21 protein-coding genes and 1 pseudogene are annotated in these 23,089 nt (G+C 71.4%); 9 read left to right on the forward strand and 13 right to left on the reverse strand.

Annotation, left to right across the window (positions count from 1 at the left end; all coding sequences use genetic code 11):
* A pseudogene (locus ABZ896_RS42135) lies at nt 1–104 on the reverse strand (IMP dehydrogenase); the annotation flags it as partial.
* A gap of 302 nt (nt 105–406) precedes the next feature.
* On the opposite strand from ABZ896_RS42135, the gene ABZ896_RS42140 reads away from it, so the two are divergent.
* Complete coding sequence (locus ABZ896_RS42140) at nt 407–2,161, forward strand: ankyrin repeat domain-containing protein (protein ID WP_360940952.1); 1,755 nt, start codon at nt 407–409, stop codon at nt 2,159–2,161.
* Nucleotides 2,162–2,189: 28 nt separating this feature from the next.
* On the opposite strand, the gene ABZ896_RS42145 is transcribed toward ABZ896_RS42140, so the two are convergent.
* Nucleotides 2,190–3,155, reverse strand: a complete 966-nt coding sequence (locus ABZ896_RS42145; RefSeq protein ID WP_360940954.1) for a pirin family protein — start codon at nt 3,153–3,155, stop codon at nt 2,190–2,192.
* An 87-nt stretch (nt 3,156–3,242) separates the two neighbouring features.
* Here ABZ896_RS42145 and ABZ896_RS42150 point away from each other — a divergent pair, with 87 nt between their 5' ends.
* Genes ABZ896_RS42150 through ABZ896_RS42160 form a run of 3 tightly spaced genes read left to right on the forward strand, consistent with a single transcriptional unit; the run spans nt 3,243 to nt 4,585 of the window.
* Nucleotides 3,243–3,725 carry a MarR family transcriptional regulator gene (locus tag ABZ896_RS42150; protein ID WP_360940956.1) on the forward strand — a complete coding sequence of 161 codons (483 nt, stop codon included), beginning with the start codon at nt 3,243–3,245 and terminating at the stop codon, nt 3,723–3,725.
* Nucleotides 3,722–4,180, forward strand: a complete 459-nt coding sequence (locus ABZ896_RS42155; RefSeq protein ID WP_360940958.1) for a MarR family winged helix-turn-helix transcriptional regulator — start codon at nt 3,722–3,724, stop codon at nt 4,178–4,180. The genes ABZ896_RS42150 and ABZ896_RS42155 overlap by 4 nt, the downstream gene beginning before the upstream one ends.
* A 57-nt stretch (nt 4,181–4,237) precedes the next feature.
* Nucleotides 4,238–4,585: a tetratricopeptide repeat protein gene (locus ABZ896_RS42160; RefSeq protein ID WP_360940960.1), complete on the forward strand. Its 348-nt coding sequence runs from the start codon at nt 4,238–4,240 to the stop codon at nt 4,583–4,585.
* A 43-nt stretch (nt 4,586–4,628) separates the two neighbouring features.
* On the opposite strand, the gene ABZ896_RS42165 is transcribed toward ABZ896_RS42160, so the two are convergent.
* Entirely contained in the window at nt 4,629–6,017 is a 1,389-nt protein-coding gene (locus ABZ896_RS42165; RefSeq protein WP_360940962.1) for a PepSY-associated TM helix domain-containing protein, read from the reverse strand.
* A 121-nt stretch (nt 6,018–6,138) separates the two neighbouring features.
* On the opposite strand from ABZ896_RS42165, the gene ABZ896_RS42170 reads away from it, so the two are divergent.
* A complete protein-coding gene (locus ABZ896_RS42170) occupies nt 6,139–6,786 on the forward strand; it encodes a peptide deformylase (protein ID WP_360940964.1) in 648 nt (215 codons plus the stop codon).
* A 7-nt stretch (nt 6,787–6,793) separates the two neighbouring features.
* Here ABZ896_RS42170 and ABZ896_RS42175 read toward each other — a convergent pair whose 3' ends face one another.
* Nucleotides 6,794–8,149, reverse strand: a complete 1,356-nt coding sequence (locus ABZ896_RS42175; RefSeq protein ID WP_360940966.1) for a hypothetical protein — start codon at nt 8,147–8,149, stop codon at nt 6,794–6,796.
* Nucleotides 8,150–8,285: 136 nt separating this feature from the next.
* On the opposite strand from ABZ896_RS42175, the gene ABZ896_RS42180 reads away from it, so the two are divergent.
* A complete protein-coding gene (locus ABZ896_RS42180; RefSeq protein WP_360940991.1) occupies nt 8,286–12,659 on the forward strand; it encodes an AAA family ATPase in 4,374 nt (1,457 codons plus the stop codon).
* Nucleotides 12,660–12,681: 22 nt separating this feature from the next.
* On the opposite strand, the gene ABZ896_RS42185 is transcribed toward ABZ896_RS42180, so the two are convergent.
* Complete coding sequence (locus tag ABZ896_RS42185; RefSeq protein ID WP_360940968.1) at nt 12,682–14,112, reverse strand: NAD(P)/FAD-dependent oxidoreductase; 1,431 nt, start codon at nt 14,110–14,112, stop codon at nt 12,682–12,684.
* Nucleotides 14,113–14,209: 97 nt separating this feature from the next.
* On the opposite strand from ABZ896_RS42185, the gene trxA reads away from it, so the two are divergent.
* Complete coding sequence (gene trxA / locus ABZ896_RS42190) at nt 14,210–14,596, forward strand: thioredoxin (protein WP_360940971.1); 387 nt, start codon at nt 14,210–14,212, stop codon at nt 14,594–14,596.
* Nucleotides 14,597–14,626: 30 nt separating this feature from the next.
* Here trxA and ABZ896_RS42195 read toward each other — a convergent pair whose 3' ends face one another.
* From ABZ896_RS42195 to ABZ896_RS42210, 4 genes are read right to left on the reverse strand one after another with little or no spacing between them, the layout of a single operon-like run.
* Nucleotides 14,627–16,063 carry a benzaldehyde dehydrogenase gene (locus tag ABZ896_RS42195; protein WP_360940973.1) on the reverse strand — a complete coding sequence of 479 codons (1,437 nt, stop codon included), beginning with the start codon at nt 16,061–16,063 and terminating at the stop codon, nt 14,627–14,629.
* Nucleotides 16,064–16,096: 33 nt separating this feature from the next.
* The gene (locus ABZ896_RS42200) at nt 16,097–17,275 is read right to left on the reverse strand and encodes a 4-hydroxybenzoate 3-monooxygenase (RefSeq protein ID WP_360940975.1); all 1,179 of its coding nucleotides are present in this window, start codon (nt 17,273–17,275) and stop codon (nt 16,097–16,099) included.
* Nucleotides 17,276–17,292: 17 nt separating this feature from the next.
* Nucleotides 17,293–18,333 carry a LacI family DNA-binding transcriptional regulator gene (locus ABZ896_RS42205; protein WP_360940977.1) on the reverse strand — a complete coding sequence of 347 codons (1,041 nt, stop codon included), beginning with the start codon at nt 18,331–18,333 and terminating at the stop codon, nt 17,293–17,295.
* 35 nt (nt 18,334–18,368) lie between these two features.
* Nucleotides 18,369–19,049 carry a TetR/AcrR family transcriptional regulator gene (locus ABZ896_RS42210; protein ID WP_360940979.1) on the reverse strand — a complete coding sequence of 227 codons (681 nt, stop codon included), beginning with the start codon at nt 19,047–19,049 and terminating at the stop codon, nt 18,369–18,371.
* Between the two features lie 102 nt (nt 19,050–19,151).
* On the opposite strand from ABZ896_RS42210, the gene ABZ896_RS42215 reads away from it, so the two are divergent.
* Complete coding sequence (locus ABZ896_RS42215; protein WP_360940981.1) at nt 19,152–19,715, forward strand: NAD(P)H-dependent oxidoreductase; 564 nt, start codon at nt 19,152–19,154, stop codon at nt 19,713–19,715.
* A gap of 97 nt (nt 19,716–19,812) precedes the next feature.
* Here ABZ896_RS42215 and ABZ896_RS42220 read toward each other — a convergent pair whose 3' ends face one another.
* Nucleotides 19,813–20,706, reverse strand: coding sequence for a LysR family transcriptional regulator (locus tag ABZ896_RS42220; RefSeq protein ID WP_360940983.1), 894 nt, complete (start codon nt 20,704–20,706; stop codon nt 19,813–19,815).
* 116 nt (nt 20,707–20,822) lie between these two features.
* On the opposite strand from ABZ896_RS42220, the gene ABZ896_RS42225 reads away from it, so the two are divergent.
* Nucleotides 20,823–21,014, forward strand: a complete 192-nt coding sequence (locus tag ABZ896_RS42225) for a hypothetical protein (protein WP_360940985.1) — start codon at nt 20,823–20,825, stop codon at nt 21,012–21,014.
* Between the two features lie 7 nt (nt 21,015–21,021).
* Here ABZ896_RS42225 and ABZ896_RS42230 read toward each other — a convergent pair whose 3' ends face one another.
* The 3 genes from ABZ896_RS42230 to ABZ896_RS42240 form a co-directional block, all read right to left on the reverse strand.
* Nucleotides 21,022–21,903, reverse strand: a complete 882-nt coding sequence (locus ABZ896_RS42230; protein WP_360940987.1) for an LLM class F420-dependent oxidoreductase — start codon at nt 21,901–21,903, stop codon at nt 21,022–21,024.
* An 84-nt stretch (nt 21,904–21,987) separates the two neighbouring features.
* Nucleotides 21,988–22,956, reverse strand: coding sequence for a TerC family protein (locus tag ABZ896_RS42235; RefSeq protein WP_360940989.1), 969 nt, complete (start codon nt 22,954–22,956; stop codon nt 21,988–21,990).
* Nucleotides 22,953–23,089, reverse strand: a 137-nt coding sequence (locus ABZ896_RS42240; protein WP_360940993.1) for a HupE/UreJ family protein, incomplete at its 5' end; no start/stop codon positions are given. The genes ABZ896_RS42235 and ABZ896_RS42240, both read right to left, overlap by 4 nt.

Consider the following 23,089-nt stretch of genomic DNA (forward strand, 5'->3'; position numbering starts at 1 on the left):
CGGCCGTCGAAGACCCGCGCGATCAGGTCGGGCAGATAGCCGCGCACCGGGGCCGGGCCGCCGCGCAGGCCGACGTGGGAGAAGAACAGCTCCTGGCCGTGGATGACAGCTCCGCGCATGAGGATGCTTCTTTCGGTGGGAGAGGTCGGTCAGCAGCCCCGTGGGAAACAAGCCGGGCTGCTCGTCGTCGAGCCTCGCACGCGAAAGCAGTCACGAAAAGCGGAGAAAACCATCCGAGGACAAACACACCCCGGGAGAAAACCCCTGCCATTTCCTCTGCATTGCCACGCCATTACCATCAAGTCGGCAGATTTCCCCGCTGTACGACAAGGCTCGGCGAACGGGAGCCGGTTCTTGCTCAGCTGGCCGCCAGGGCATTGTCAGTGGCGTGTGCGACGCTCTGCGCATGGGGTTCTTCGATGATCTCGTGCTCGCTGAGGGGCCGGCGGACGACCGGCCCGTGTTGGCGCGGTTAGGGCCGCCCACGGAGGACGACGGACGGTACGCACCACCCGTCGACCGGTTCGCGCCCGCGCTGTGCCCGCAGTTGGACGTCGTCGGCGTGGGGGCGGAGACCAGGGTCCTGGTGACGGGCTGGTCCGTGTGGCCGCGATCCGCCACCCTCCATCTGTCGGTGTTCCGCAGGACCCGCCGCCAGAGCGGGGACGCCAGAAGGCAGTCCGGGCTGCGGGTGGGGCTGCTGTTCTCCGACGGCCGCCGGGTGACCTCACTGGACGGCACCGTGATGCGGGGCATCCCGTTCACCGGGCCCGGCGGACGGGTCCAGGAGGCCGCGACCGAGCAGGCCGTGGGACTGATTCCGCTGGATCCGGGCCTGCACCACTCCCGCAGGTCGCTCTTCAAGACCGACGTCGATCTGTATCTGCCGGAGCTCCCGCCGCCCGGCGACACGCAGTTTGTGGTCGAGTGGCCGGACGAGGGTGTTCCGGAGACCCGTACGCCCGTCGATGTGGCGGCACTTCTCGCCGCGTCCCGTCAGACCCACGAGGTCTGGCCCGGACTCGAACCGCCGGCGCAGGAAGAACTCCCCAGCAGCTTCGCGACCTTGGAGGTGAGCGGCCCGCCCGCGCTCCTGGCGCCACCCCTGAACCGACGCCAGCGGGAGGAGCTGCGGCGTGCGGAGGAGGCCCGCCGGCGCTATGTGCCCCGGGCCGACTGGCAGGGCATGGGATACCGGGACTGGGGGGACACCGCGCTGGTCCGGGCCCGTTTGGAGGGCGGCGCGCCGCCCGACTCCCCCGTCGGATGGCAGGGCACCACTCCGCTGCACCTCACGGCGGAACAGGGCTCCGCGGAAGCGGTGTCCGCGCTCCTGCCCCACGTCGCGGACGTCGACGTACGCGACGAGCAGGGCCACACCCCGCTCTGGTACGCCATCCACAGCATGGACGAGACCACAGTGCGCGCGCTGGTCGACGCCGGCGCGGACGTATGGACTCCGCAGGCGCCGCCCTGGTCACCGGGCCGGCTGCTGCTGACCACCCCGCTCGCGCCGCTCGTCCAGAACCTGCCGGGAGCGGTGGAGCTGCCGGCGGAGGAGATCGCCGCCCAGCGGACCGCGGACACCCTCATCGCCGCCTTCGGCACGCAACAGCTGTGGACCGAAGGGCTCGGCGTCTGCTTCGTACGGGGCCTGGACGAGGACGAGGTGATACGACGGCTCGGCGCCGACCCCGCCCAGTGTCCCGGCGCCGATCTCGACCACGCGCCCTTCGACCCCGCCGATTACGACGAGTCCCTGCGCCATGTGGGCGTCAGGAGTGTGGACGGCGCCCCGGGCGGCTGCGTGATCGTCCAGGACGGGTACATGCCCAGCGACGGCGCCGTGCTGCGGGCGATATCGACGGGCACCGCGGCCTACGGGGTGTACTTCAACCCCAAGGGCGGTACGTTCGGTGCCCTGGCGCGCGACGGCGAGGTCGTCGCGGGCGACGAGATCCACATCGGACCGCACGACTCCGACCCGGACGCCTACTGGACGTTCCGATTCTGGCAGCGTGAACACGCGTTCCCCTACGGCGCCGACGTCCTCGCCTACTGCTGCGCCGCCGCCGGCCTGAGCATCGACGACGGCCGCGACGCGGTCGACCGTCACACCGAGCACCGCTGGGTGCCACTGCCGCCGCGACTCCAGCGCTGAACGTCTCGTAGGCGCAGACGAAGGCAGGTCAGCGCACCCTCCCCCGCGGCTTCAACGGCACGGGCGGCAGTTCCGGAGCCGGCAGCGGATCGCCGTCGTACCCCTTCACCTCGCCGAACCGCGAACCCTCCGTCCAGTCCCGGCGGGCCTGTTCGATCTCCGCCTGGGACCGCCCGATCCAGTTCCAGAACATGACGAGCTCCTCCTCGAACGGCTCGCCGCCCAGGAGCATCAGGCCCGCGTCCGACGCGGCGCGGAGCGGGAGTTCGGTGCGGCCGCAGCCGAGGTAGAGCATGGAGCCGGGGAGGACGGGGACGCCGTCCACGTGGGCCTCGCCGGACATGGACAGCACGGCGTACTCGAAGTCCGGTTCCAGCGGAAGGCGTACGTCCGTGCCCCGGGTGAGCGTCAGGTCGGCGCCGACGATGGGGGTGTACGCCGTTCCGGGTGACCGCGCGCCGTCGAGGTCGCCGAGGATGACCGTGGCCGTCAGGCCCGGCGCCGTGACCTGGGGCAGTTCCGCGTGGTGCTCGAAGCGCGGGGCCGTGTGGCGGTCGCTGTCCGGGAGGGCGACCCAGAGCTGGGCGCCGTGCAGGAAGCGGGCGTGGGAGCGGGGGCTCTCCTCGGAGTGGCTGATCGCGTGCCCGGAGGTCATCAGGCCCAGCTCACGGGGGCGGATCGTCTGGAGGCTGCCGGTGGAGTCGCGGTGCAGCACCTCCCCCTGGTGCAGCCAGCTCACGGTCTGCAGACCCATGTGCGGGTGCGGCGGCACCTGCATGCCGGGCTCGTCGGCGATGTCGTCGGGGCCGTAGTGGTCGACGAAACACCAGGCACCGACCATGCGCCGGCCCAGGTTGGGCAGCAGTCGGCGCACCTCGGAGGACTCGCCGAGCTTGACGCGACGAGGGCTGAGGAGTTCACGCACGGGCTCCGCCACGACGAAGCCGCGGCCGCCGCACACGGCGGGAACCGCCTCGCGATCAAGATTGCTCATGGCGCCCAACCTAGACCCGTGGCGGGGCTCCCGTCAGGCCGTCGAAAATGGTAGCCATGGATATAGTAGCCATGTACAGTATCGGCCATGAGCACGGTATCCGAGGGCGCGACGCCCGGCTTCCTGGTCTGGCGCCTGTCGATGAAGTGGCGGGTGGCGGTCGACCGCGCGGTGGCCCCGCTCGGCCTCACCCACGCGCAGTACTCCCTGGTCGCGTCGCTGTACGGCATGCAGCGCACCGGCGAGCGCCCCAGCCAGCGACGCCTGGCCGACCACACCGGGCTCGAACCGCTCTACGTCTCCAAGCTGGCGCGCGCCCTGGAGAGCGCCGGCCTTCTCGAACGCACCCGCGACCCGCGCGACCCGCGCGCGGTGCAGCTCGCCCTCACGGACCAGGGCCGCGACACCACCCGCCAGGCGATCAAGGTCGTCCAGGCGCTTCTCCAGCAGTTGACGGCGCCCCTGGGCGGACTCGACGGCGAGCGCACCCGGGCGTTCATGGGCGACCTGACGACCCTGCTCGACACACCTCTCGACCCGGCACACGAGCCCCTTGAGGAGCAGCCATGACCACCACCACTCCCCCGGTCAACCCCCGTTCGATAGCCCTGGCCCATTACGCCGGCCGCGCCCTCCTGGAGCACGTCCTGGCCCGCCACGGAGTCACCTTCCAGCAGTCCGTCACCCTGCGGCTCGCCGCCGTGGCCGACGGACCGGCCGAGTGGGACGACATCGCCCACGGCGTCGTGGACTCGCTGAAGTGCGACCCCGCGGAGGCCCACGCCGTCGTCGACGAACTCGTCAAGGCGGGGCTGCTGGCTCCCGAAGGGTCCTCCCGGGTACGGATCACGGACGCCGGGAGGGAGCTGTACGACACGACCTCCGCAGAGACCGCCCCCATCTCCGCCCGGATCTACGTCGGCATCCCGCAGGAGGACCTGGCCGTCACCGGACGGGTGCTGACCCTCATCAAGGAGCGCGCCGACGCCGAGTTCGCCGCCCTCATCGCTCCAGCCGTCAAGTAGTGGAATATTGAACTACCCCCCCTCCGTTGACGGCGACGAGAGCGAAGGAGGGTAGGCGTGGACACGACGTACTACGACCACGGAACACCGGCGGAGCGCTGGGAGCGGGCGCGGATGTTCTTCGACGCCAAGGACTACGCGGCCGCCGCGCGCGTCCTGGACGGGCTGGTCGAGGAGGTGCCGGAGCAGACCGGACCCCGGCTGCTGCTGGCGCGCGCCTACTACCACTCGGCCCAACTGCGGCGCGCGGAGACGGAGTTGCGGGTGATCGTGGAGCGCGACCCGGTCGAGCAGTACGCCCGGCTGATGCTGGGCCGCACGCTCCAGCGGCAGGGCCGGCACGAGGAGGCGGAGCCGCACATGCGCCTCGCGTCCGCGCTCTCCGGTGACTTCGCGGAACTCTGAGACAGGGTCCGGTTCCCCGTGGGGAACCGGACCCGCGCTTGCCTCAGGCCGTCTTCTTCCCCCGCCGGTGCGCGACCTCCCCCAGGAGCACGTCGGCCACGATGAACCCGGCGAGCGGGATCCCGAACAGCGGCACGAAGTACCCGAGGACGGCGACCAGCACCACCCCCGGCACCAGGATCGCCGGCGGCACCTGCTGCCAGGCACCCCGCGGAATCGGCCGCCCGAAGGAGGAGCCCTTCCCGCGCTGCCACCACATGCGGTACCCCCACACGATCAACAGCACCAGCGACAGCGCGAGCAGCATCAGGGCGATCTGGTTGACCAGCCCGAACAGCACACCGGTGTGCAGGTCGATGCCCCAGCGGGTCAGCTTGGCGAGCACCGGGTAGTCGGCGAACCGCACGGTGTCGGTGACCTCGCCGGTGGTCGGGTCGACGGCGACCGAGTCCTGCTTCTCGGGCCAGCTGCGCTGCACCTGTCGTACGACATAGGCGGACGACTCGTCGGCGGGCGGCACGATCTCGACCGGGTTGCCGAGGCCCTTCGCGCGGGCGGCGGCGAGGATCTTGTCGAGGCCGACGCCGTGCTCGGCGTCCCCGGCCGAGGCGGAGGCGCCGTGGCCCGCGTGGTCGCCGCCCGCCGCCGAGGAGACGGACGGGGTGGACTGGCCGAGCGAGGTGCGCAGTTCGTCGATGTTGGCACCGGCGTATGTGGACCAGGTCAGGCCGGTCGCCGACAGGAAGAAGAACCCGCCCGCCGCCCACACGCCGACGGTGCCGTGCAGCCCGAGGGTGCGGCGCCGCCCGCTGGTTCCGCGCAGCTTGCGCAGGGCGCGGCGGCGGGAGAACCACAGCACCAGGCCGCCGCCGGCTATGACCCACAGCCAGCTGGCGGCGAACTCGCTGTAGAGACGGCCGTTCTCACCGAGGTGGAGGTCCCGGTGGAACTCGTCGATCCAGGTGCGCAGCGGGAGCGCGCCGGTGGAGCCGTACTGCTCCAGCGCGCCGCGCACCTTGCCGGTGTACGGGTCGACGAAGACCGCGAGGGTGTGGTCCGGATCGACGCCCTCGACCCCGGACAGCATCACCCGGGTCGTCGCGTCGGCCGCGGGCGCGGGACGTACGGCCGCGACCGTGCCCTCGGGGTGGGCCTTCCGCGCGGCGGCGACCTGCTCGGAGATGGGCAGCTCGCTGGAGCCGACCTCGGCGACGGTCATCTCGTGCCGGTAGACGATCTTCTCGGCCTGGAAGGCACCGGCGTACAGGAACCCGGTGACGGCGGCGACGAGCAGGAACGGCGCCACGAACACCCCGGCGTAGAAGTGCAGACGCAGGACCAGCGGGCGCAGCGGCGCCCATCTGCCGGGGGCGGGCGCCACGGGCGCCGGCCCTGGGGCCTCGTCCGTGGTCGTCGTGGGAGCGGTGGACATCGGCGGCTTCTCCGAGGGCTGGGGACGGTGGCGGTCCAGTAGTCGGAGGAGAAGGCCACCGAGTTCCCGGCCACATAAGTGACCTGCATCACACACATGGACGCCATGACATCCTGGCGCGATGGCAACTCCGAGTCACCGCAAGCCCCTTGCCGAACTGGTCGCCGAACTCCTCGCCACCGACGGCCCCCTGCCGATCGTCGCGGCCGGCGATCCGGTCCTGCGACAAGGCATCCAGATGTACGACGGTCAGCTCGACGCAGTCCTCCTGTCCCGTTTCGTCAGTGCCCTGCGCCTCACGATGCACGCGGCGCCCGGGGTCGGTCTCGCCGCCCCTCAGGTCGGGGTCCCGCTGCGGATCGCGGTGATCGAGGACCCCGCGCCGGTGCCGGAGGAGGTCCGGGTGGCGCGCGGACGCGTCCCGCAGCCCTTCCGGGTCCTGGTCAACCCGTCGTACGAGCCGGTCGGCACGGCCCGCGCCGCGTTCTTCGAGGGCTGTCTGAGCGTGCCGGGCTGGCAGGCGGTGGTGGCCCGCCCCGCCGAGGTCCGGGTGCGCGGCGAGGACGAGCACGGCCACCCGTTCGACGACCTGTTCACCGGCTGGCCCGCCCGCATCGTCCAACACGAGACGGACCACCTCGACGGCACCCTCTACCTCGACCGCGCGGACCCGCGCTCCCTGTCCTCGAACCAGGCAATGACAGAACGCTGGACCCAGCCGACCCCGGAGACGGCGGCGAGGGAACTGGGCTTCGAGCTCCCGGGCTGAGCCGGAATCACGGCTGCGCCGCAAGCACGATGCTGCTCACCTGACGTACCCGTCCGGGGTTGGCGGGGTCCCCCACAGTCACTCGCCAGGTTCCCGGGCCCGGCAGGGTGAGACGGGTCCGGTAGCTGCCGTGCCCGAGGTTGCGCACCGTCTTGTGGGCACCGGTCCGGCCCGTCTCGACGTCCTCGGCGCTGACGGACAGCATCAGTCGGTCGTCGTCGGCGGTCACCTCCACCGGGCACTCCAGACCGTTCGCGACCTCGGGCACATCGACCGTCAGCTCCCGCCCGCCGTCGAGGAACTGGCGTGGGTCCCGCGCGGTCAGCAAGGCCTCCAGTTGGGTGAGCAGGGCCCGCTCGTTCTGCAGTGCCCCGTGTTTCTGGGCGAAGAAGCGCACGGCGGAGTCGTCCGGCACCTGGGCGGGAAAGCAGGAGAACCGGGGCACCGTGCCGTCGCCACCGTGGTCGGTGCCGCTCAGGTCCCGTCGGCCGGCGACCCGGTCGGCCACGACTCCGGCCGACTGCCGCGTGGGTTGGCGGCAGCCGCCGAACAGGTGCAGGGCGTAGCCGGCGACGTCCGCGCGATCCAGTTCCTCGTGGAGTGTCAGCGCGTCGGCGGCAAGATCCTTGTCGACGCCAAAGACGCGGATCCCGGCCAGGGCGGCACGTCCACCCTCCGCATCGACCAGGCAGCGCCAGGTCGGCAGCAGCTGGTGCAGCGACGGCATCGAGCGCGCCAGCTCGGTGAACGGCCCGGAGAGCCGGCCGAGCCCCGGGGCCACTCCCTCGTGCAGCGACGTGAGCGCGTTCACGGATCCCCGGTAGGGCGTGCCGATCGTGACCAGGCTGCGGGCGAGTACGTGGCCGCCCAGCACGTCCAGGTAGTAGCGGGCCACCAGGCCGCCCATCGAGTGGGCGACGAACGCCACTTGTGCGTCAGGACCGCCACCGCGACCGCGCCAGGTGGCGAGAGCCTGTTCCACCCGGGTGGCGAGCCGACGCGCGTTCAGCCGGATCGACAGCCGCCAGTCGTACGGGAACAGCAGGAGGTTGCCGTCCTGCTCCGACAGGCCCAGCCGCCGCTGCAGAAAGGTCACGAGAGTTCCGTAGCCGTCGATCGCGGAGACACCCGGCAGAATGTGCAGGCCCTTGATCAGGCTGACGGCGAGGACGCCGTCCTCGGGATCGGCGTCGCCGATGTCCGGGGGCAGGGCCAGCGCCCGCAAGTCCTCCAGACGGCCGAGCGCATGCCGGCCGGCCACCGCGAGGGTGTGGTTCCACACCTCTCGCCCGTCCCGGGTCAGGACGCTGCCCATGATTCCGGGCAGAACCACGACCAGGTCCTTCACCGGAAGTGTCGGCACCGATTCCCCCCGTAGCCCGATTCGCCGTACGATGCGGCTGATTGACGGCAGGTCACATCGTACGGCCGCCCGCGGTACCTGCGTCGACGCGTCGAGCGGGCACGGCAACGGGGAGCACCACAATGCGGTGGCGCGCATGACGGCCGAGGGCAGCTTCGTCCTGGTGGGCGTCGGTGAGTACGAGAACGCCGACTGGCCGCGGCTCGGACATGTTCCGGCCAGCGTCGAGCGGTTGTACCGGCTGTTCCGTTCCCTGGACTACCGCCACGAACTGCCGGATCTGCGCGCGGGCGGCGATCTGATCACCATCACCGGCCGCCTGCGAGCCTGGGACGGCGGCGGCGCTCGTCTGGTGCTCTATTGGACGGGACACGGCTGCGTCGACGCGGACGAGCACTTCCTGATCACGGCCGACTCACCGGGCACACGGCTGGACGACCTTCGCGCGATCACCACGAAGGCCCTGGCTCGGTTCCTGGTACACCGGGACTTCGACGAGGTTCTGATCCTCCTCGACTGCTGCGCCAGTGGGGTGGCCGCCTCCCGTATCGCCACCGAGATCTGCACGGTGCTCGACCGCAGCACCACCGCAGGACCTGGGCGGCGTTTCGCGGTGATCGCCTCGACCCACGGATACGCAAGCGCGGAGGACGGGGTGTTCGCGGAGGCCCTGGACCATGTGGTGCGGCACGGTCCCGAGGACCGGCGTTGGACGGAGCACGACGAAACCATCCGTTCCGACGAACTGGCCGACGCCATGGCCCGGATCATGGCGGACCGCGACGCCACACCGGTCTTCGTCGCCCGGGGCGCGCCCGTGCCGGCCCTGCGCAACCCCTTGCATCCGTCGGCCACCGTTCCTGACGAGGACGTGGAGACCAAGAGGCTGCGTCGGCTGCGGGCGACGCGGGTGGACCAGCACCTGGTTCTCTCGGCACGGGGCATCGAGGTCGGCGAGACAGGTTGGTACTTCTGCGGCCGCGAGCGACTTCTGCGCCGTCTCGTCGACTGGCTGGAGAACGCCGACCGCGGGCTGTTCGCCGTGACCGGATCCCCGGGCACCGGCAAGTCCGCGCTGCTCGGCCGGATCGCCACCCTGTCGGTGCCGGGGCTGCGCGCCGTCGCCGAGGAGGAGGGTGCGCTCAAAGGCACTCCCGACGCGGCGTTGCCGCCCCTGGGCTCGGTCGACCTGGCGCTGTCGTGTCGGAACAAGAATCTGGACGACTGCCTGCGCGCGGTCGCCGACGCCCTGGACCTGCCCTTGCACGGGGACGGCCGGCTGCCCGCGGCGCAGGTCGTGCGGCAGGTCGGCGACGTCGGCCGACGCGTAACGGTGGTCCTGGACGGACTGGACGAGGCGAAGGCCGCCGAGGCCGTGCCCATCGCCGCCGACCTGCTGCGACCGCTCGCCGACCTGCCGGGGGTGCGGGTGCTGGTCGGCACCCGTCCGCACCGAGCCGGTGGTACGACGGTCACCGCCGACAGCGGCCCGCTCCTGCAGGCACTCGCTCCCGATGTGACCGCGGTGCTCGACGACGAGCCGGAGAGTCGTACGGATCTCACCGCCTACGCGCTGCGGCGGTTGTTGGATGCCGAGCACTCGCCGCTTCGGGGGCAGAACGCGCAGGCCCACACATGGGCAGGACGGATCACCGAGGCGAGCGGCGGGATTTTCCTCTATGCGCGGGTGGCCACGCGTGCCGTGCTGGGGGCACTGGCACAGCCCGCGGGCTCGGACCGGCGGCTCGACGTCGAACGTCTGTTGTCCGGGAACCTCGCAGCCGTGCTGGACGACGAGTTCGCACGCTCTCCCGACCCGGAACGCCTGCGCGATCTGCTGCGTCCGCTGGCCTGGGCGGAGGGTTCCGGGCTGCCGCGCCGGGACCTGTGGCCCGTGCTGGCGGGGGCGCTGTCCCGCGACGGAAGGGTGTACGGAGATACGGACGTCTCCTGGGTGCTGGAGCAGGCCGGATTCCACGTCGTGGAATCGGGCGAGTCGGGGCAGACGGTGTACCGCCTCTACCATCAAGCGCTCATCGACCACTTTCGCGGCAACTCCCCGTGGGATGCGCACACCCGGATCACGCGAGCCCTCCTGAGCACGCTGCCCGGAACCGGACTCGCTGCCTGGGAGTCCGCCCACCCTTATCTGCGCAGGCACCTGGCTGCACACGCACGTTCGGCCGGGCAGCTCCCCGCGGTGATGCGCGACCTCGGCTTCCTCGTCTGCGCCGACCCCACGCGCACCGCCGCGGCCGTACGATCCCTGCCCGACCGGTTCCGGCTGCCCGTGGCCAGGCTGTATCTGCGAGCGGCCCATCGGCTGCCCTCGCAGTCATCGGCGGAACGGCTGCGCACCTTGCTGATGACAGCGACGTTCGAGGAACCGTCCCTGGTCGGCTGGTTCCGGGCGCACACCGCCGTCCAGGCGGTACTGGAGGCGGCCTCGACGGCGGCGGACGACTTCAGCGTGGTGTTGCACGGCCACTCCGGTCCGGTGCTCGCTCTCCAGGCCGTCGACGCGGGTGGGGGCCGCGACGACGTCGCCTCGGCGGGCGGCGACGGCACCGTACGGCTGTGGGATCCGCACACCGGTGAGACGCGGATGGTCCTGACCGGCCCACAGGAGACCGTGACCGCGCTGACTCGGCTGACGGATGCCGCGGGACGGCGACTGCTGGTGGCGGCTGCCGGACGCCGACTGCACGTGTGGGACCTCGACAGCGGGGACCGGGTGGCCGTGCTGTCCGGCCATGCGGACTCGGTGCTGTGTCTCACCGTCCTCGAAGGTGCCGGTGCCCCGCTGCTGGTCTCCGCGGGCGAGGACCGCTCCATTCGGCTGTGGCGGACCGACGACTGGGCTTCGACCCTTCTGACCGGCCATGTGGGACGGGTGACCGCGCTGGCCCCGGTGCTGATGCCCGAGGGGCGCCGCTTCCTGCTGTCCACGGGTGCGGACTGCGCCGTGCGCCGCTGGGACGTCGACGCACCGCAGGGCCCCGAGGCGGCGGGAGTACTGCGCGGGCACACCGGCACGGTCTACGCGCTCGCGTCCCTGGGGACCACGGCGGAGGGCACGTTCGTCGCGTCCGGCGGGGAGGACGGCACGGTGCGGGTGTGGGACGTGGGGCGGCTCGTCCTGCGGGAGGTGATCCCGGCAAAGGTCCGCGGGGTACGCGCGCTGTCCGCGTTCAGGGGACGCGACGGCCACATGCTGCTCGCGGTCGCGGGGCGGGGCGCGCGGATCAGCGTCGTCGATCCGGCTGCCGGATGCCTGCGCAGTGTGCTGACCAACCGCATGTCGGCCGTGCCCGAGGAGTTCGACTCCAGGGTGGGTTCGGGTGCGCAGTTGGTACCGGTGGACTGGGAGGGGCTGTCCTCGCGGGCACAGGGACATCGCACGGTCTCGGGCGGGTCCTATGCGGTCGCCGCGCTGCGCACTGGCCGGGACGACGATCTTTTCGTGTCCGCCGGCTGGGACGGTGCGGTGCGGCTGTGGACGCCCGACAGCGGTGGTCCCGCTGAACAGCCGGACTACGACGGCCGCAGGTCGCGCCTGGTCGCCGCCTTCACGCAGCCGCTCGACGAGGGGGGACTGCCCTGGGCTCTGGTCGTGGCGGGGGCTCGGGGCGGGGCGTGGCTGACCGACGCGCAGGGACGGAAGCGGGCCCGGTTGTGGCCGGAACACAAGCAGATCGACCACCTCGCCGCGCTGGTGCTTCCGGACGGACGGGCCGTCGTCGGCCTGGTCGAGCACATGTCGTGGCGACTGCGCCTGGTCGACGTGGAGTCACGGGAGGAGATAACGAGCGGGGAGTCGGCCGCGGTTCTGGACCGTTTCCGCGGAGCGGTGACGTCGCTGCGAACCGCTGTCGTACCCGGCTGGACGACGGCTCTGGTGGTGAACTACTCGGGCGCGGGTCCTCAGGCGTTGTTGTGGCTGCCGGGCGACCGGACGCATGCTCTCGACAACGCCTCGACGAAATCAGACCTGACCGCGGTCCCCTGTGTACGTCCACGCGGTGAGACGCTCCTGGCCGGGGTCGCCACCGGCGGATCGGTCCATCGGCGGCGCCCGCGCGGTGACTGGGACGTCATCAGCCGCACCACGAATCCTCCCGTCCACGGTCTGCCGCCCGTGGCCGTACACACATCGTCCGGGGTCCGCCGCCTCGTAGTGGTCGTGCGGGGTCCGGACGACGCACAGCATGCACTGGACGTCGTCGACCTGGAGACCGGTCGGGCCCGCGAACTCGCCCGATGTCCTGCGCAGTTGACCCGTCTGGCCCCGCTCGGCCGTCCCGACCAGGACCTGGTCGTGGCCGCCTGCTCGGACGACTACCTCCGGGTGTGGAACCCCGCCCGTCCCGGCCAGGCTCCCCTCACCGTCCCGGTGCCGGGGGCGGTCGCCGATCTCACCGCCACCGCCCCCGACCTTGTGTACGTCCTCGTGGACGAGCACTGGTTCGCTCTGCGCCTGACGGGCCTGGGCCCGTTGCTCTCGTCCTGAGCGAACAGTCGCGCGCCGCCCGTCAGTTGTCCCGGTACGTCTCCAGCAGGCGCAGCCAGACCTCGCTGATCGTCGGGTAGGACGGGACCGCGTGCCAGAGCCTGCTGATCGGGACCTGGCCCGCGACCGCGATCGTGGCCGAGTGGATCAGTTCGCCGACGCCCGGGCCCACGAAGGTGACGCCGAGGAGGATCTCGCGTTCCAGGTCGACGATCATGCGGGCGCGGCCTCGGTAGCCCTCGCCGTAGAGGCCGGCGCCGGAGACGTTCGCGAGGTCGTAGTCGACGGCGCGGACGCGGTGGCCGGCCTGTTCGGCCTCGGCGAGGGAGAGGCCGACGGCGGCGGCCTCCGGGTCGGTGAAGACGACCTGGGGGACGGCCGCGTGGTCGGCGGTCGCGGTGTGGGCGCCCCAGGCGTCGGACTGGACCGTGGAGCCCGAGGCGCGGGCGGCGATCGCGGCGCCCGCGATCCGGGCCTGGTACTTGCCCTGGTGGGTGAGGAGGGCGCGGTGGTTGACGTCGCCGACCGCGTACAGCCAGTCGGAGCCGGTGACGCGGAGGCTGTCGTCCACCGGCAGCCAGGAGCCCGGTTCCAGGCCGACCGTGTCGAGGCCGATGTCGTCGGTGCGCGGGACGCGTCCGGTGGCGAAGAGGATCTCGTCGGCCTCGATGCGCTCGCCGGTGCCGGTGACGACCACGACTGTGCCGTTCTCCCTGGTCACCGACTCGACCGAGGTGCCGGTGCGGACGTCCACGCCCGCCTCGCCCAGCGCTTCGGCGACCAGTTCGCCCGCGAAGGGCTCCATACGGTTCAGCAGGCCCTTGCCCCGGACCAGGAGGGTGACGCGGGAGCCGAGGGCCTGCCAGACGGTGGCCATCTCGGTGGCGACCACTCCCCCGCCGACCACGACCAGGCGGCCGGGCGCCTCCTTGGCGCTGGTGGCCTCGCGGCTGGTCCAGGGCTTCACCTCGGCGAGCCCGGGCAGGTCGGGGAGCTGGGCGCCGGTGCCGGTGCAGACGGCCACGGCGTGCCGGGCGGTCAGCACGTGCTGTGCGCCGTCCGCCCCGGTGACCGTGACCGTGCGCTCTCCGGTGAGGCGGCCGTGGCCGCGGTAGAGGTCGGCGCCGATGCCGTCCAGCCAGCCGACCTGGCCGTCGTCCTTCCAGTGCGAGGTGTACTCGTCCCGCCGTGCGAGGACCGCGGCCGCGTCGAGGGGGCCCTGCACGGCGGCGCTCAGGCCGGGCAGCCGGCGCGCGTCCGCCTGGGCGATCACCGGCCGCAGCAGCGCCTTGCTGGGCATGCACGCCCAGTAGGAACACTCGCCGCCGACCAGCTCGCTCTCCACGACCGCGGTGGACAGGCCGGCCGCGCGAGTGCGGTCGGCGACGTTCTCCCCCACGGGTCCGGCGCCTAGCACGACGACGTCGTACGTGATCTTTTCCGTTTCCGTCATGAAACCAGTCTCGTGGGTAGGCGGGTGGAATACCCGGCCGGGTGGCCGTGTTGTGCCGACGGCTTCCGCACCGAATACCAGGAAGAGGGACCAGGACATGAGCAGCACCGTGGAGCTCACCAAGGAGAACTTCGACCAGACGGTCACGGACAACGAGTTCGTCCTGATCGACTTCTGGGCGTCCTGGTGCGGGCCGTGCCGTCAGTTCGCGCCGGTCTACGAGAAGGCCGCCGAGGACAACCCCGATCTGGTGTTCGGCAAGGTGGACACCGAGGCCCAGCCGGAGCTGGCCGCGGCCTTCGGTATCCAGTCCATTCCGACGCTGATGATCGTCCGCGACCAGGTCGCCGTGTTCGCCCAGCCGGGCGCGCTGCCCGAGTCCGCCCTCACGGACGTCATCGGGCAGGCGCGCAAGCTGGACATGGACGAGGTCCGCAAGGCCGTGGCCGCGCAGCAGGCCGAGACCGAGCAGAACGGCCAGTAACCGGCCTGATCAGCAGGCGTACATCCCTGATCAGAAGGGGTACGTCGCCACGTCCCCGCGCACCGTCGTCCAGCGCGTCTCGGTGAAGGCCTCCACATTGGCCTCGCCGCCGAAGCGGGCGCCGGTGCCGGACGCGGCGATGCCGCCGAAGGGCGCCACGGCCTCGTCGTTCACCGTCTGGTCGTTGATGTGCACGATGCCGGTCGGGATCCGCTCGGCCAGGGCGAGGCCTCGGGCCGCGTCGGCGGTGACGATCCCGAGCGAGAGGCCGTAGGGCCCGTCTGTCGCCAGGGCGACCGCCTCGTCGACCGTGGCGAAGGACCGTACGGGCGCGACCGGGCCGAAGACCTCCTCCGCGTAGGCGGGGGTGGTGTCGTCGAGGCCGGCGAGGACGGTCGGACGGTAGAAGAGCCGGTCGTGCTTGCCGCCCGCGGCGAGCCGGGCGCCCTGGGCGGTGCTGGCCTCGACCAGGCCGTGCACCTTGGCGAGCTGGTTGTCGTCGATGATCGGGCCGAGGTGGACCTGCTCCCGGTTCGGGTCGCCGACGTGGAGCGATTCGGCCTTGGCGGCCAGGCGCTCGACGTACTCCTGGTAGATCGAGTGGTGCACCAGGTGGCGGCCGGTCGTCATGCAGATCTGGCCCTGGTGGAAGAAGGAGCCCCAGGCGGCGGTGGAGATCACGGCGTCGAGGTCGGCGTCCTCCAGGACGACCAGGGCTGAGTTGCCGCCCAGTTCCAGGTGCGCCCGCTTGAGGTGACGGCCGGCGGCCTCACCCACCGCGCGGCCCGCGGCCGTGGACCCGGTGAAGGAGATGACCGGCACCCGCGGGTCGGCGACCAGGGCCTGGCCGACGTCCGGACCGCCGGGCAGCACGTGGAAGAGCCCCTCGGGCAGGCCCGCCTCCGCGAAGACCGCGGCGAGCGAGAGGCCGCCGCAGACCGCGGTGCGCGGGTCCGGCTTGAGGACGACCCCGTTGCCGAGGGCGAGGGCCGGGGCGACGGAGCGGATCGAGAGGATCAGCGGGGCGTTGAAGGGCGCGATCACGCCCACCACGCCGACCGGGACACGTCGGGTGTACGACAGCCTCGGCGCCTCGCTGGGCAGGACCTGCCCAGCGGGGCGGGAGGCGAGGGCGGCGGCCTCGTAGCACTCCTGGGCGGCGACGTGCAGTTCGAAGTCGGCCTTGCCGGGTATGGAGCCGGACTCGCGGACGAGCCAGCCGCGCAGTTCCTCGGCGTGCGCGGCGAACAGGTCACCGGCCCTGCGCAGCACCCCGGCCCGGACGAAGTGCGGGACGCGGGCCCATTCCGCCTGCGCCGCAAGGGAGTTGGCGGTGGCGGCTGCCACGTCCTCGCCGCCGGCGAGGGTGACGGTGGCGAGCGTGTCGCCGGTGGCGGGCTCGGTGACGGCGTACTCAGGTCCCGAAAGGGGGTACGGCTGCCAGCTCTTGGGGTCGAGCAACGACATGTGACGGCTCTCCGTTCGATCACCGGGCGGGACTCACAGGGGGAGCGGAAGTCCCGTGTAGTTCGCGGCCAGTTCGGCGGCCGCGTGGCGGGATGCGGCGATCCGGCGCAGCCGTGCGAGCTGCATCCGGTCCTCGAACGCATCCCCATTTGGTTGAGCGTGCAACATCCTAGTCATGTCGTACGAGAATCGCGTGGCCTGCCACACCCGGGACAGACACAACTCCGAATATCTGTCGACCAGTTGCGTGGATCCTGTGCGGTGCAGATCGGTCAGGGCCCGGGCGAGGACGCATACGTCCGACACGGCCAGGTTGAGGCCCTTGGCACCGGTCGGCGGCACGATGTGCGCGGCGTCGCCGGCGAGCAGGAGACGGCCGTGGCGCATCGGCTCGTGGACGTGACTGCGCATCGGGGTCACGGACTTGGCGGTGATCGGGCCTCTCGTGAGGGTCCAGTCGGCGTCGATCGCGAACCGCGCGGCGAGCTCGTCCCAGATGCGCTCGTCGGGCCAGTCGTCGGCGTCGGTGCCGTTCGGGACCTGGAGGTAGAGCCGGGAGACGGCGGGCGAGCGCATGCTGTGCAGGGCGAAGCCACGCTCACCGCGCGCGTAGATCAACTCCTCGCAGGACGGCGCGACATCGGCGAGGATCCCGAGCCAGGAGTACGGGTAGTCGTGCGTGTACGTCCGGCTCGTGGCCGTCGGGAACGCCTCGCGGGCGACGCCGTGGGAGCCGTCGCAGCCGGCGACCCAGTCGCAGGTCAGCGTCTGCTCGCGGCCCTCGTGCAGGAACCGCACGACGGGCGCCCCGCTCTCCGCGTTCTCGACCGCGAGGGCCTCCGCCTCGAACAACAGGGGCGGCCCGTCGGCGAGTTGGAGCGCCACGAGGTCCTTCACGATCTCGGTCTGGGCGTAGATCGTGACGGTACGGCCGCCGGTGAGGGCCGGGAAGTCGAGGTGGTGGCGCTCCCCCGCGAACCGCAGCTCGATGCCGTGGTGGACGAGCCCCTCGGCCTCCAGCCGGTCGGCGGCGCCGCACGCGCGCAGGGCGTCGACCGTGCCCTGCTCCAGCATGCCGGCGCGCTGGCGGTGCTCGACGTATTCCCGCGTCCGGCTCTCCAGGACCACGCAGTCGATGCCCGCGCGGTGCAGCAGGCGGGCGAGGAGGAGTCCGGCGGGGCCGCCGCCGATGATCCCGACCGTCGTACGCATGGCAGGCCTCCCGTACCTCAGCTGGAGTCGCGGTGCACCACCGTGGCTCCGAGCACCTTGTGGGTCTCGGGCGCGGCGCCCGGTTCGCGCACCGCGCGGTCGACCAGTTCGGCGAGGTCGCGGCCGGACGGGAGCTCGATGTGGACCGTGCTCAGGCGCGGCCGCAGCAGCCGGCCGATGAGCAGGTCGTCGGCGCCGATCACCGCCGTGTCCTCGGGAACGCGTACCCCTTCGTCCTGCAGGGCCCGCATCAGCAGCATCGCGTATTCGTCGTTGTATGCGAACACGGCGTCGAGGTCGAGGTCCCGCCAGCGGGCGGCGAGGTGTACGGCGGCCTGCTCCTCGTAGGCGAGCGGCAGCTCGGTGAGGGTGGCGTCCGTGCCGCGTAAGGCCCGGCGCACCCCCGCCAGGCGGGGCAGCGAGTAGGCCTCCAGGCCGGCCTCGTCCGGGACCACCACCCCGATCCGACGCCGGCCGCGGGCGTACAGGTGGGCGCCCGCGCAGTGGCCGACGCTCTCGTGGTCCATGAGCACCGAGTGGGCGCCCTCGACGCGGTCGGGCGTGAAGGTGACCACGGCCCGGGCGCCGGAGCGTCTGAGCAGGGTGACTCCCTGCGGGGTGAGTCCGGCGCCGGGCACCAGGACGGCGACCGGGCGCAGTTCGGCCCAGGCGCGGGCGGCCTCGTCGCCCTGGAGGCCGACACTGCCGTACTGCACGACGGTGTAGTCGAGTCGGCCGAGGGCCCACTGGAGTTCGCTCAGGAACTGGTTGTAGAGCGGGCCGACGGGTATGGAGGGGGCGGGCATCAGGACCATGCGGCTGTGTCCGGCACGCAGGCTGCGGGCGGCCGCGTGCGGGACGTACCCGAGTTCCTTGGCGGCGGCGTGGACCCGGCGGCGCGTGGGCTCGCTGATCCGGACGGCGCTGGTCTTGTTCAGGACGTAGGAGACGGTCGCGCGCGAGACTCCGGCGAGCCTGGCCACATCGGCGCTCGTGGGCACGGAGCGCGGTGCGGAGGACGCGGACGTGTTCTGTATCTGCACCATGACGACCGTCATCTTTGCAGAAGCTGTGACGGTGCCCACATGCGGGGTCAGCGGGGCGGATCGGTACAGGTCACCCGGGCGACGAGATCGGTCCAGCCGGCCTCCAGCCGCTCCATGGGCATGCCGCGTCCACGGGTCAGGTGGTGGATGAGGGCGGGGTCCAGATACGCCATGAGCGTCTGGGCCAGCAGCTCGCAGTCGGCGCTCGGGAGGACCTGCCGCAGCAGCATCGCCGTGTGCATGTGCAGCGCCCGGGTCGAGGGGTGGGAGTAGCGGCGGGTCGGCTCCGTCTGCGCGGCCAGCAGCAGGTCGAGCTGCTCGACCGAGCGGTAGAGCACCGCGACGCCGAGTGCCCGCAGGCGGTCGACGGGCGGGGCGCCGGGGCCCAGCGGCGGGGGGCCGCCGAGGAAGTCCGCCTGGAGCGTGCGCGAGGAGTGGTCCAGCAGGGCCATCAGGAGGCCGGTGCGGTCGCCGAAGCGCCGGAAGACCGTCCCCTTGCCCACACCGGCCGCCGTGGCGACCGCCTCCATGGTGACTCCTGCCACACCGTGCTCCGCGATCAGCCGGGTGGCGGCCTCCAGCAGACGGGCGCGGTTGCGGGCCGCGTCGGCCCGCAGGCAGGGCTCGTCGGGGCCCAGGCCGACCTCCAGGAGCTGGGGCGCGTCGAAGGGCTCCTGAGGCTTCGGGAACGGCGGCAGGGTCGCGGACATGACGCCAGCGTAAAGCATCGGGAAGAAAACTGGACCCCGGTCCGGTTAGGGTGCTAGAACATTAAACGGACCCCGGTCCGGAACATTAACGCAGTGTTTCAGCACCCCCTGGAGTTTCGAATGTCTGTTCGCATCCTTGCGCTCGTCGGATCCCTTCGCGCCGGCTCGCACAACCGCCAGCTCGCCGAGGCGGCCGTCAAGCTCGCTCCCGAGGGCGCCGAGGTCGTGCTGTTCGAGGGCCTGGCCGAGATCCCCTTCTACAACGAGGACATCGACGTCGAGGGCGGCGTCCCCGCGACCGCGGCGAAGCTGCGGGAGGCCGCGCAGGGCGCCGACGCGTTCCTGCTGTTCTCGCCCGAGTACAACGGAACGATCCCGGCCGTGCTGAAGAACGCGATCGACTGGCTGTCGCGTCCGTACGGCGCCGGGGCCTTCGGCGGGAAGCCGGTCGCCGTCGTCGGTACCGCGTTCGGTCAGTTCGGTGGCGTGTGGGCGCAGGACGAGACGCGCAAGGCCGTGGGTATCGCCGGCGGCAAGGTGCTCGAGGACGTCAAGCTGTCGATCCCGGGGTCTGTGGTGCGGTTCGCTGAGACGCACCCGGTGGACGACGCGGAGGTTGCCGCGCAGCTGACCGAGGTTGTGGCTCGGCTGCACAGCAACACGGGTGAGACTGCCGCGGCCTGACCAGGGTTCGTTGAGGGGCCGGAGCTTTTTACTCCGGTCCCTTTTGTTTTGTCGTCTGCGGGTCGGTGGGGGCTGGTCGCGCAGTTCCCCGCGCCCCTCAAAGACTCAAGTTCCGGAGTTCTGTCAGTGCCGCCGCTATCGCGGGGCGTTCCTGTGCTCCGGTGCGGGTGCAGGTCAGGAACTTGCGGTGGGGGTTGCCCTCGCAGGGGATGCGGGTGATCGGGAGGTCCGGGGTCAAGTGGGTCAGGCGGGGGATGAGGGCCACGCCCAGGCCGTGGGCGACCAGGTGGGCCGTGACGTTCCAGTCCACGGCCTGGTGGACCACGTTCGGGGCGAAGCCCGACGCGCCGCACGCCGACATCACGTGGGTACGGCAGGGGCTGTCCGGGACCGGGGCGATCCAGTCCTCGTGGGCCGCCGCCGCGAGGTCGACGCGGTCGTGGGCCGCGAGGGGGTGGTCCGCCGGGACGACCAGGTCGAACGGGTCGTCCAACAGCGGTCGTTGGTCGTAACGGGCGTCGCTCATGGGCGGGTTGTGCGGGGTCGCCTCCACCACCGCCAGGTCGATCTCCCCCTCGAAGAGCTGGTCGAAGCTCTCCGGCACGCCCAACTCCTGGATGGCGACGGTCAGCCGGGGGTACCGCTTCCGCAACCGCGCCGCCATCGGGGCGAGCAGCAGACAGATCGCCGCCGGGTAACCGCTCACCCTCAGCGGTCCCGCCGGCTCGGTGTGGTCGGCGCGCAGGTCGAGTTCGGCCTGGTCCCAGCGGGCCTGGATGGCGTCGGCGTGGGTGAGCAGGCTTTCCGCGGCCGGGGTGAGGCGTACTCCGCGGCCCTGCGGTTCCAGGAGGTCGACGCCCAGGTCACGGGCGAGTTGACGGATCTGCTGGGAGGCGGCGGACGGGGTGAAGTGGAGGGCGCGGGCGGCCGCGGTGACCGTGCCGTAGTGGGAGACCGCCCTCAACACGTGCAGTCGGCGCAGGTCAATCATGAAGCCCACGCTTCAAGGTGAGGTCCAGGAAGTCAACCTGGACGTGCACGAATACCGCACCGCACTCTTGGTGGTGTCGCGACGGCCGAACCAGCCACGAGTTCCGAGGAGTTGCCATGACCAGCACGACCGGCGCCGTCTGCCCGCACTGCGGCTGGCCGGACGAGGCCGAGCCCTTCCGGACCGTGTCCGGGCACGGCACGGGCACCGGCCGTACCGTCTGGACCCGTTGCGCCTGCGGTTCGCTTCAGGTCAGGGTCACGGACGGCTGCGGCACCCGGGTCGTCTCGCGCGGCCGGCCCGCCTAGCCGGGCCCTAGTCCAGTTCGGCGAGCCGCTGGACGGCCGGGGCCACGAAGCGGTCGATCCACTCGGCGGGGGTGCCGGTGCGCGGGGCGAGGATGACCGTGTCGATGCCGAGCTTGGTGTAGGAGGTGATGTCGCGGGTGAAGGCGTCCAGGTCGCCCTCGGTGGCCGACTCCCCCGCGTACGTCATGGTCCTGCGGATCCCGTCGTAGTCGCGGCCCTCGGTGTCGCAGTGGCGGCGCAGCACGTCGAGCTTGTGCGCGACCTCCTCCGGCGAGGTGGTGAAGAGGTTGCAGGCGTCGCCGTACCGGGCGACCAGGCGGAGGGTCTTCTTCTCGCCGCCGCCCCCGATCAGGATCTCGGGGCGCGGGTCGCTGACCGGGGCCGGGACGCAGAGGGTCTCGGCGAGGCGGTAGTGCGTGCCTTCGAAGGGGCCGTTGTTCTCCGGGTCCCACATCTGGAGACAGATCCGCAGGGTCTCCTCCAGGCGCTCGAAGCGTTCCGCGAGCGGCGGGAAGGGGACGCCGAGTCCCTCGTGCTCCCGGTCGTACCAGGCCGCCCCGATGCCGAGGGTGGCGCGGCCGCCGGAGAGCACGTCGAGGGTGGTGGCGATCTTGGCGAGCAGTCCGGGGTGGCGGTACGTCACTCCGGTCACCAGGGCGCCGAGGCGGACCGTGGAGGTGTGGGCGGCCAGGAAGCTCAGGGTCGTGTAGGCCTCCAGCATCGGTTCCTCGGCGCCGCCGTTGAACTCCATCTGGAAGTAGTGGTCCATGACCGACAGCCAGCTCACCCCGGCCGCCTCCGCCGCCGTGCCCGTCGCGGCGAGTTCGGCGCCGAGCGCGGGGCCGCCGCCGGGGTGGTGGAACTGGTTGATGTGGACGCCCACGCGCATGACAGTCTCCTTCAGCGGGACCTTCGTCGACGGGCATGACGCTAGAGCCTGGAGCGCGCTCGAAGTCAAGGGCGGGCGGAGCGGTCACGCCACCGGGTCGGCCTCCGCCTGCTCCTGCTTCTTCGACGCCCTGAGGCTGGTGATCGTGGTGACGGTCAGCACGAGGACGATGAAGCCCAGCGAGAAGGGGATGCCGATCTCGGGGACGTGGACGCCGGACTCGTGCAGCGCGTGCAGGACCAGCTTGACGCCGATGAAGCCGAGGATGATCGACAGGCCGTAGCTGAGGTGGACCAGCTTCTTGAGCAGGCCGCCGATGAGGAAGTAGAGCTGGCGCAGGCCCATCAGGGCGAAGGCGTTCGCGGTGAAGACGATGTACGGGTCCTGGGTCAGGCCGTAGATCGCGGGGATGGAGTCCAGGGCGAACAGCACGTCCGTGGAGCCGATCGCGAGCATCACGACGAGCATCGGGGTCATGACCCGCTTGCCGTTCTCCTCGATCCACAGCTTGGTGCCGTGGTAGCGGTCGGCGACACCGAACCGCTGCTCCACCATCTTCAGCAGCTTGTTCTCCTGGTACTCCTCCTCGTGCTCCTCCTTGCGCGCGTCCTGGACCAGCTTCCAGGCGGTCCAGATCAGGAAGGCGCCGAAGAGGTAGAAGACCCAGGAGAACGTGGAGATGATTGCCGCGCCGGCCGCGATGAAGCCCGCGCGCAGCACGAGCGCCATGATCACGCCGACCATCAGCACCCGCTGCTGGTACTGCGAGGGCACCGCGAACTTCGACATGATCAGGACGAACACGAAGAGGTTGTCCACGCTCAGCGACTTCTCGGTGATGTACCCGGCGAAGAACTCGCCCGTGGGCTTCCCGCCGCCGAACCAGAGCAGGGCGAGGCCGAAGAGACAGGCGAGGACCACCCAGACGACGGTCCAGATGCCGGCCTCCTTGACCGACACGTCGTGGGGTTTGCGGCCGATGAAGAAGTCGGCGCCGACGAGCGCGCAGAGCGCGACGACGGTCAGCAGCCAGACGGTGAATGAGACGTTCACTGGTACTCCTGATGCATGGGGGGCATCGACAGCGTGGTCAGGGAGGGCAGGGCGAGGCAGACCAGCAGGAGCTGGACCAGTTCGATACCGAGATTGAAGCCGAGCAGGCTGGTGACGAGTTGACCGGTGGACA

The sequence above is a fragment of the Streptomyces sp. NPDC047072 genome (assembly GCF_040643855.1).
In the GTDB taxonomy this organism is placed as follows: domain Bacteria; phylum Actinomycetota; class Actinomycetes; order Streptomycetales; family Streptomycetaceae; genus Streptomyces.

What these genes read in the sequence shown, in the direction of transcription:
- ABZ896_RS42165 (WP_360940962.1), bottom strand. Translation starts at nt 6,017, where the DNA reads ATGTCCACCGCTCCCACGACGACCACGGACGAGGCCCCAGGGCCGGCG.
- ABZ896_RS42145 (WP_360940954.1), bottom strand. Translation starts at nt 3,155, where the DNA reads ATGAGCAATCTTGATCGCGAGGCGGTTCCCGCCGTGTGCGGCGGCCGC.
- ABZ896_RS42200 (WP_360940975.1), bottom strand. Translation starts at nt 17,275, where the DNA reads ATGCGTACGACGGTCGGGATCATCGGCGGCGGCCCCGCCGGACTCCTC.
- ABZ896_RS42155 (WP_360940958.1), top strand. Translation starts at nt 3,722, where the DNA reads ATGACCACCACCACTCCCCCGGTCAACCCCCGTTCGATAGCCCTGGCC.
- ABZ896_RS42210 (WP_360940979.1), bottom strand. Translation starts at nt 19,049, where the DNA reads ATGCTTTACGCTGGCGTCATGTCCGCGACCCTGCCGCCGTTCCCGAAG.
- ABZ896_RS42180 (WP_360940991.1), top strand. Translation starts at nt 8,286, where the DNA reads ATGACGGCCGAGGGCAGCTTCGTCCTGGTGGGCGTCGGTGAGTACGAG.
- ABZ896_RS42140 (WP_360940952.1), top strand. Translation starts at nt 407, where the DNA reads ATGGGGTTCTTCGATGATCTCGTGCTCGCTGAGGGGCCGGCGGACGAC.
- ABZ896_RS42170 (WP_360940964.1), top strand. Translation starts at nt 6,139, where the DNA reads ATGGCAACTCCGAGTCACCGCAAGCCCCTTGCCGAACTGGTCGCCGAA.
- ABZ896_RS42230 (WP_360940987.1), bottom strand. Translation starts at nt 21,903, where the DNA reads ATGCGCGTGGGCGTCCACATCAACCAGTTCCACCACCCCGGCGGCGGC.
- ABZ896_RS42185 (WP_360940968.1), bottom strand. Translation starts at nt 14,112, where the DNA reads ATGACGGAAACGGAAAAGATCACGTACGACGTCGTCGTGCTAGGCGCC.
- ABZ896_RS42150 (WP_360940956.1), top strand. Translation starts at nt 3,243, where the DNA reads ATGAGCACGGTATCCGAGGGCGCGACGCCCGGCTTCCTGGTCTGGCGC.
- ABZ896_RS42195 (WP_360940973.1), bottom strand. Translation starts at nt 16,063, where the DNA reads ATGTCGTTGCTCGACCCCAAGAGCTGGCAGCCGTACCCCCTTTCGGGA.
- ABZ896_RS42205 (WP_360940977.1), bottom strand. Translation starts at nt 18,333, where the DNA reads ATGACGGTCGTCATGGTGCAGATACAGAACACGTCCGCGTCCTCCGCA.
- ABZ896_RS42220 (WP_360940983.1), bottom strand. Translation starts at nt 20,706, where the DNA reads ATGATTGACCTGCGCCGACTGCACGTGTTGAGGGCGGTCTCCCACTAC.
- ABZ896_RS42225 (WP_360940985.1), top strand. Translation starts at nt 20,823, where the DNA reads ATGACCAGCACGACCGGCGCCGTCTGCCCGCACTGCGGCTGGCCGGAC.
- ABZ896_RS42215 (WP_360940981.1), top strand. Translation starts at nt 19,152, where the DNA reads ATGTCTGTTCGCATCCTTGCGCTCGTCGGATCCCTTCGCGCCGGCTCG.
- trxA (WP_360940971.1), top strand. Translation starts at nt 14,210, where the DNA reads ATGAGCAGCACCGTGGAGCTCACCAAGGAGAACTTCGACCAGACGGTC.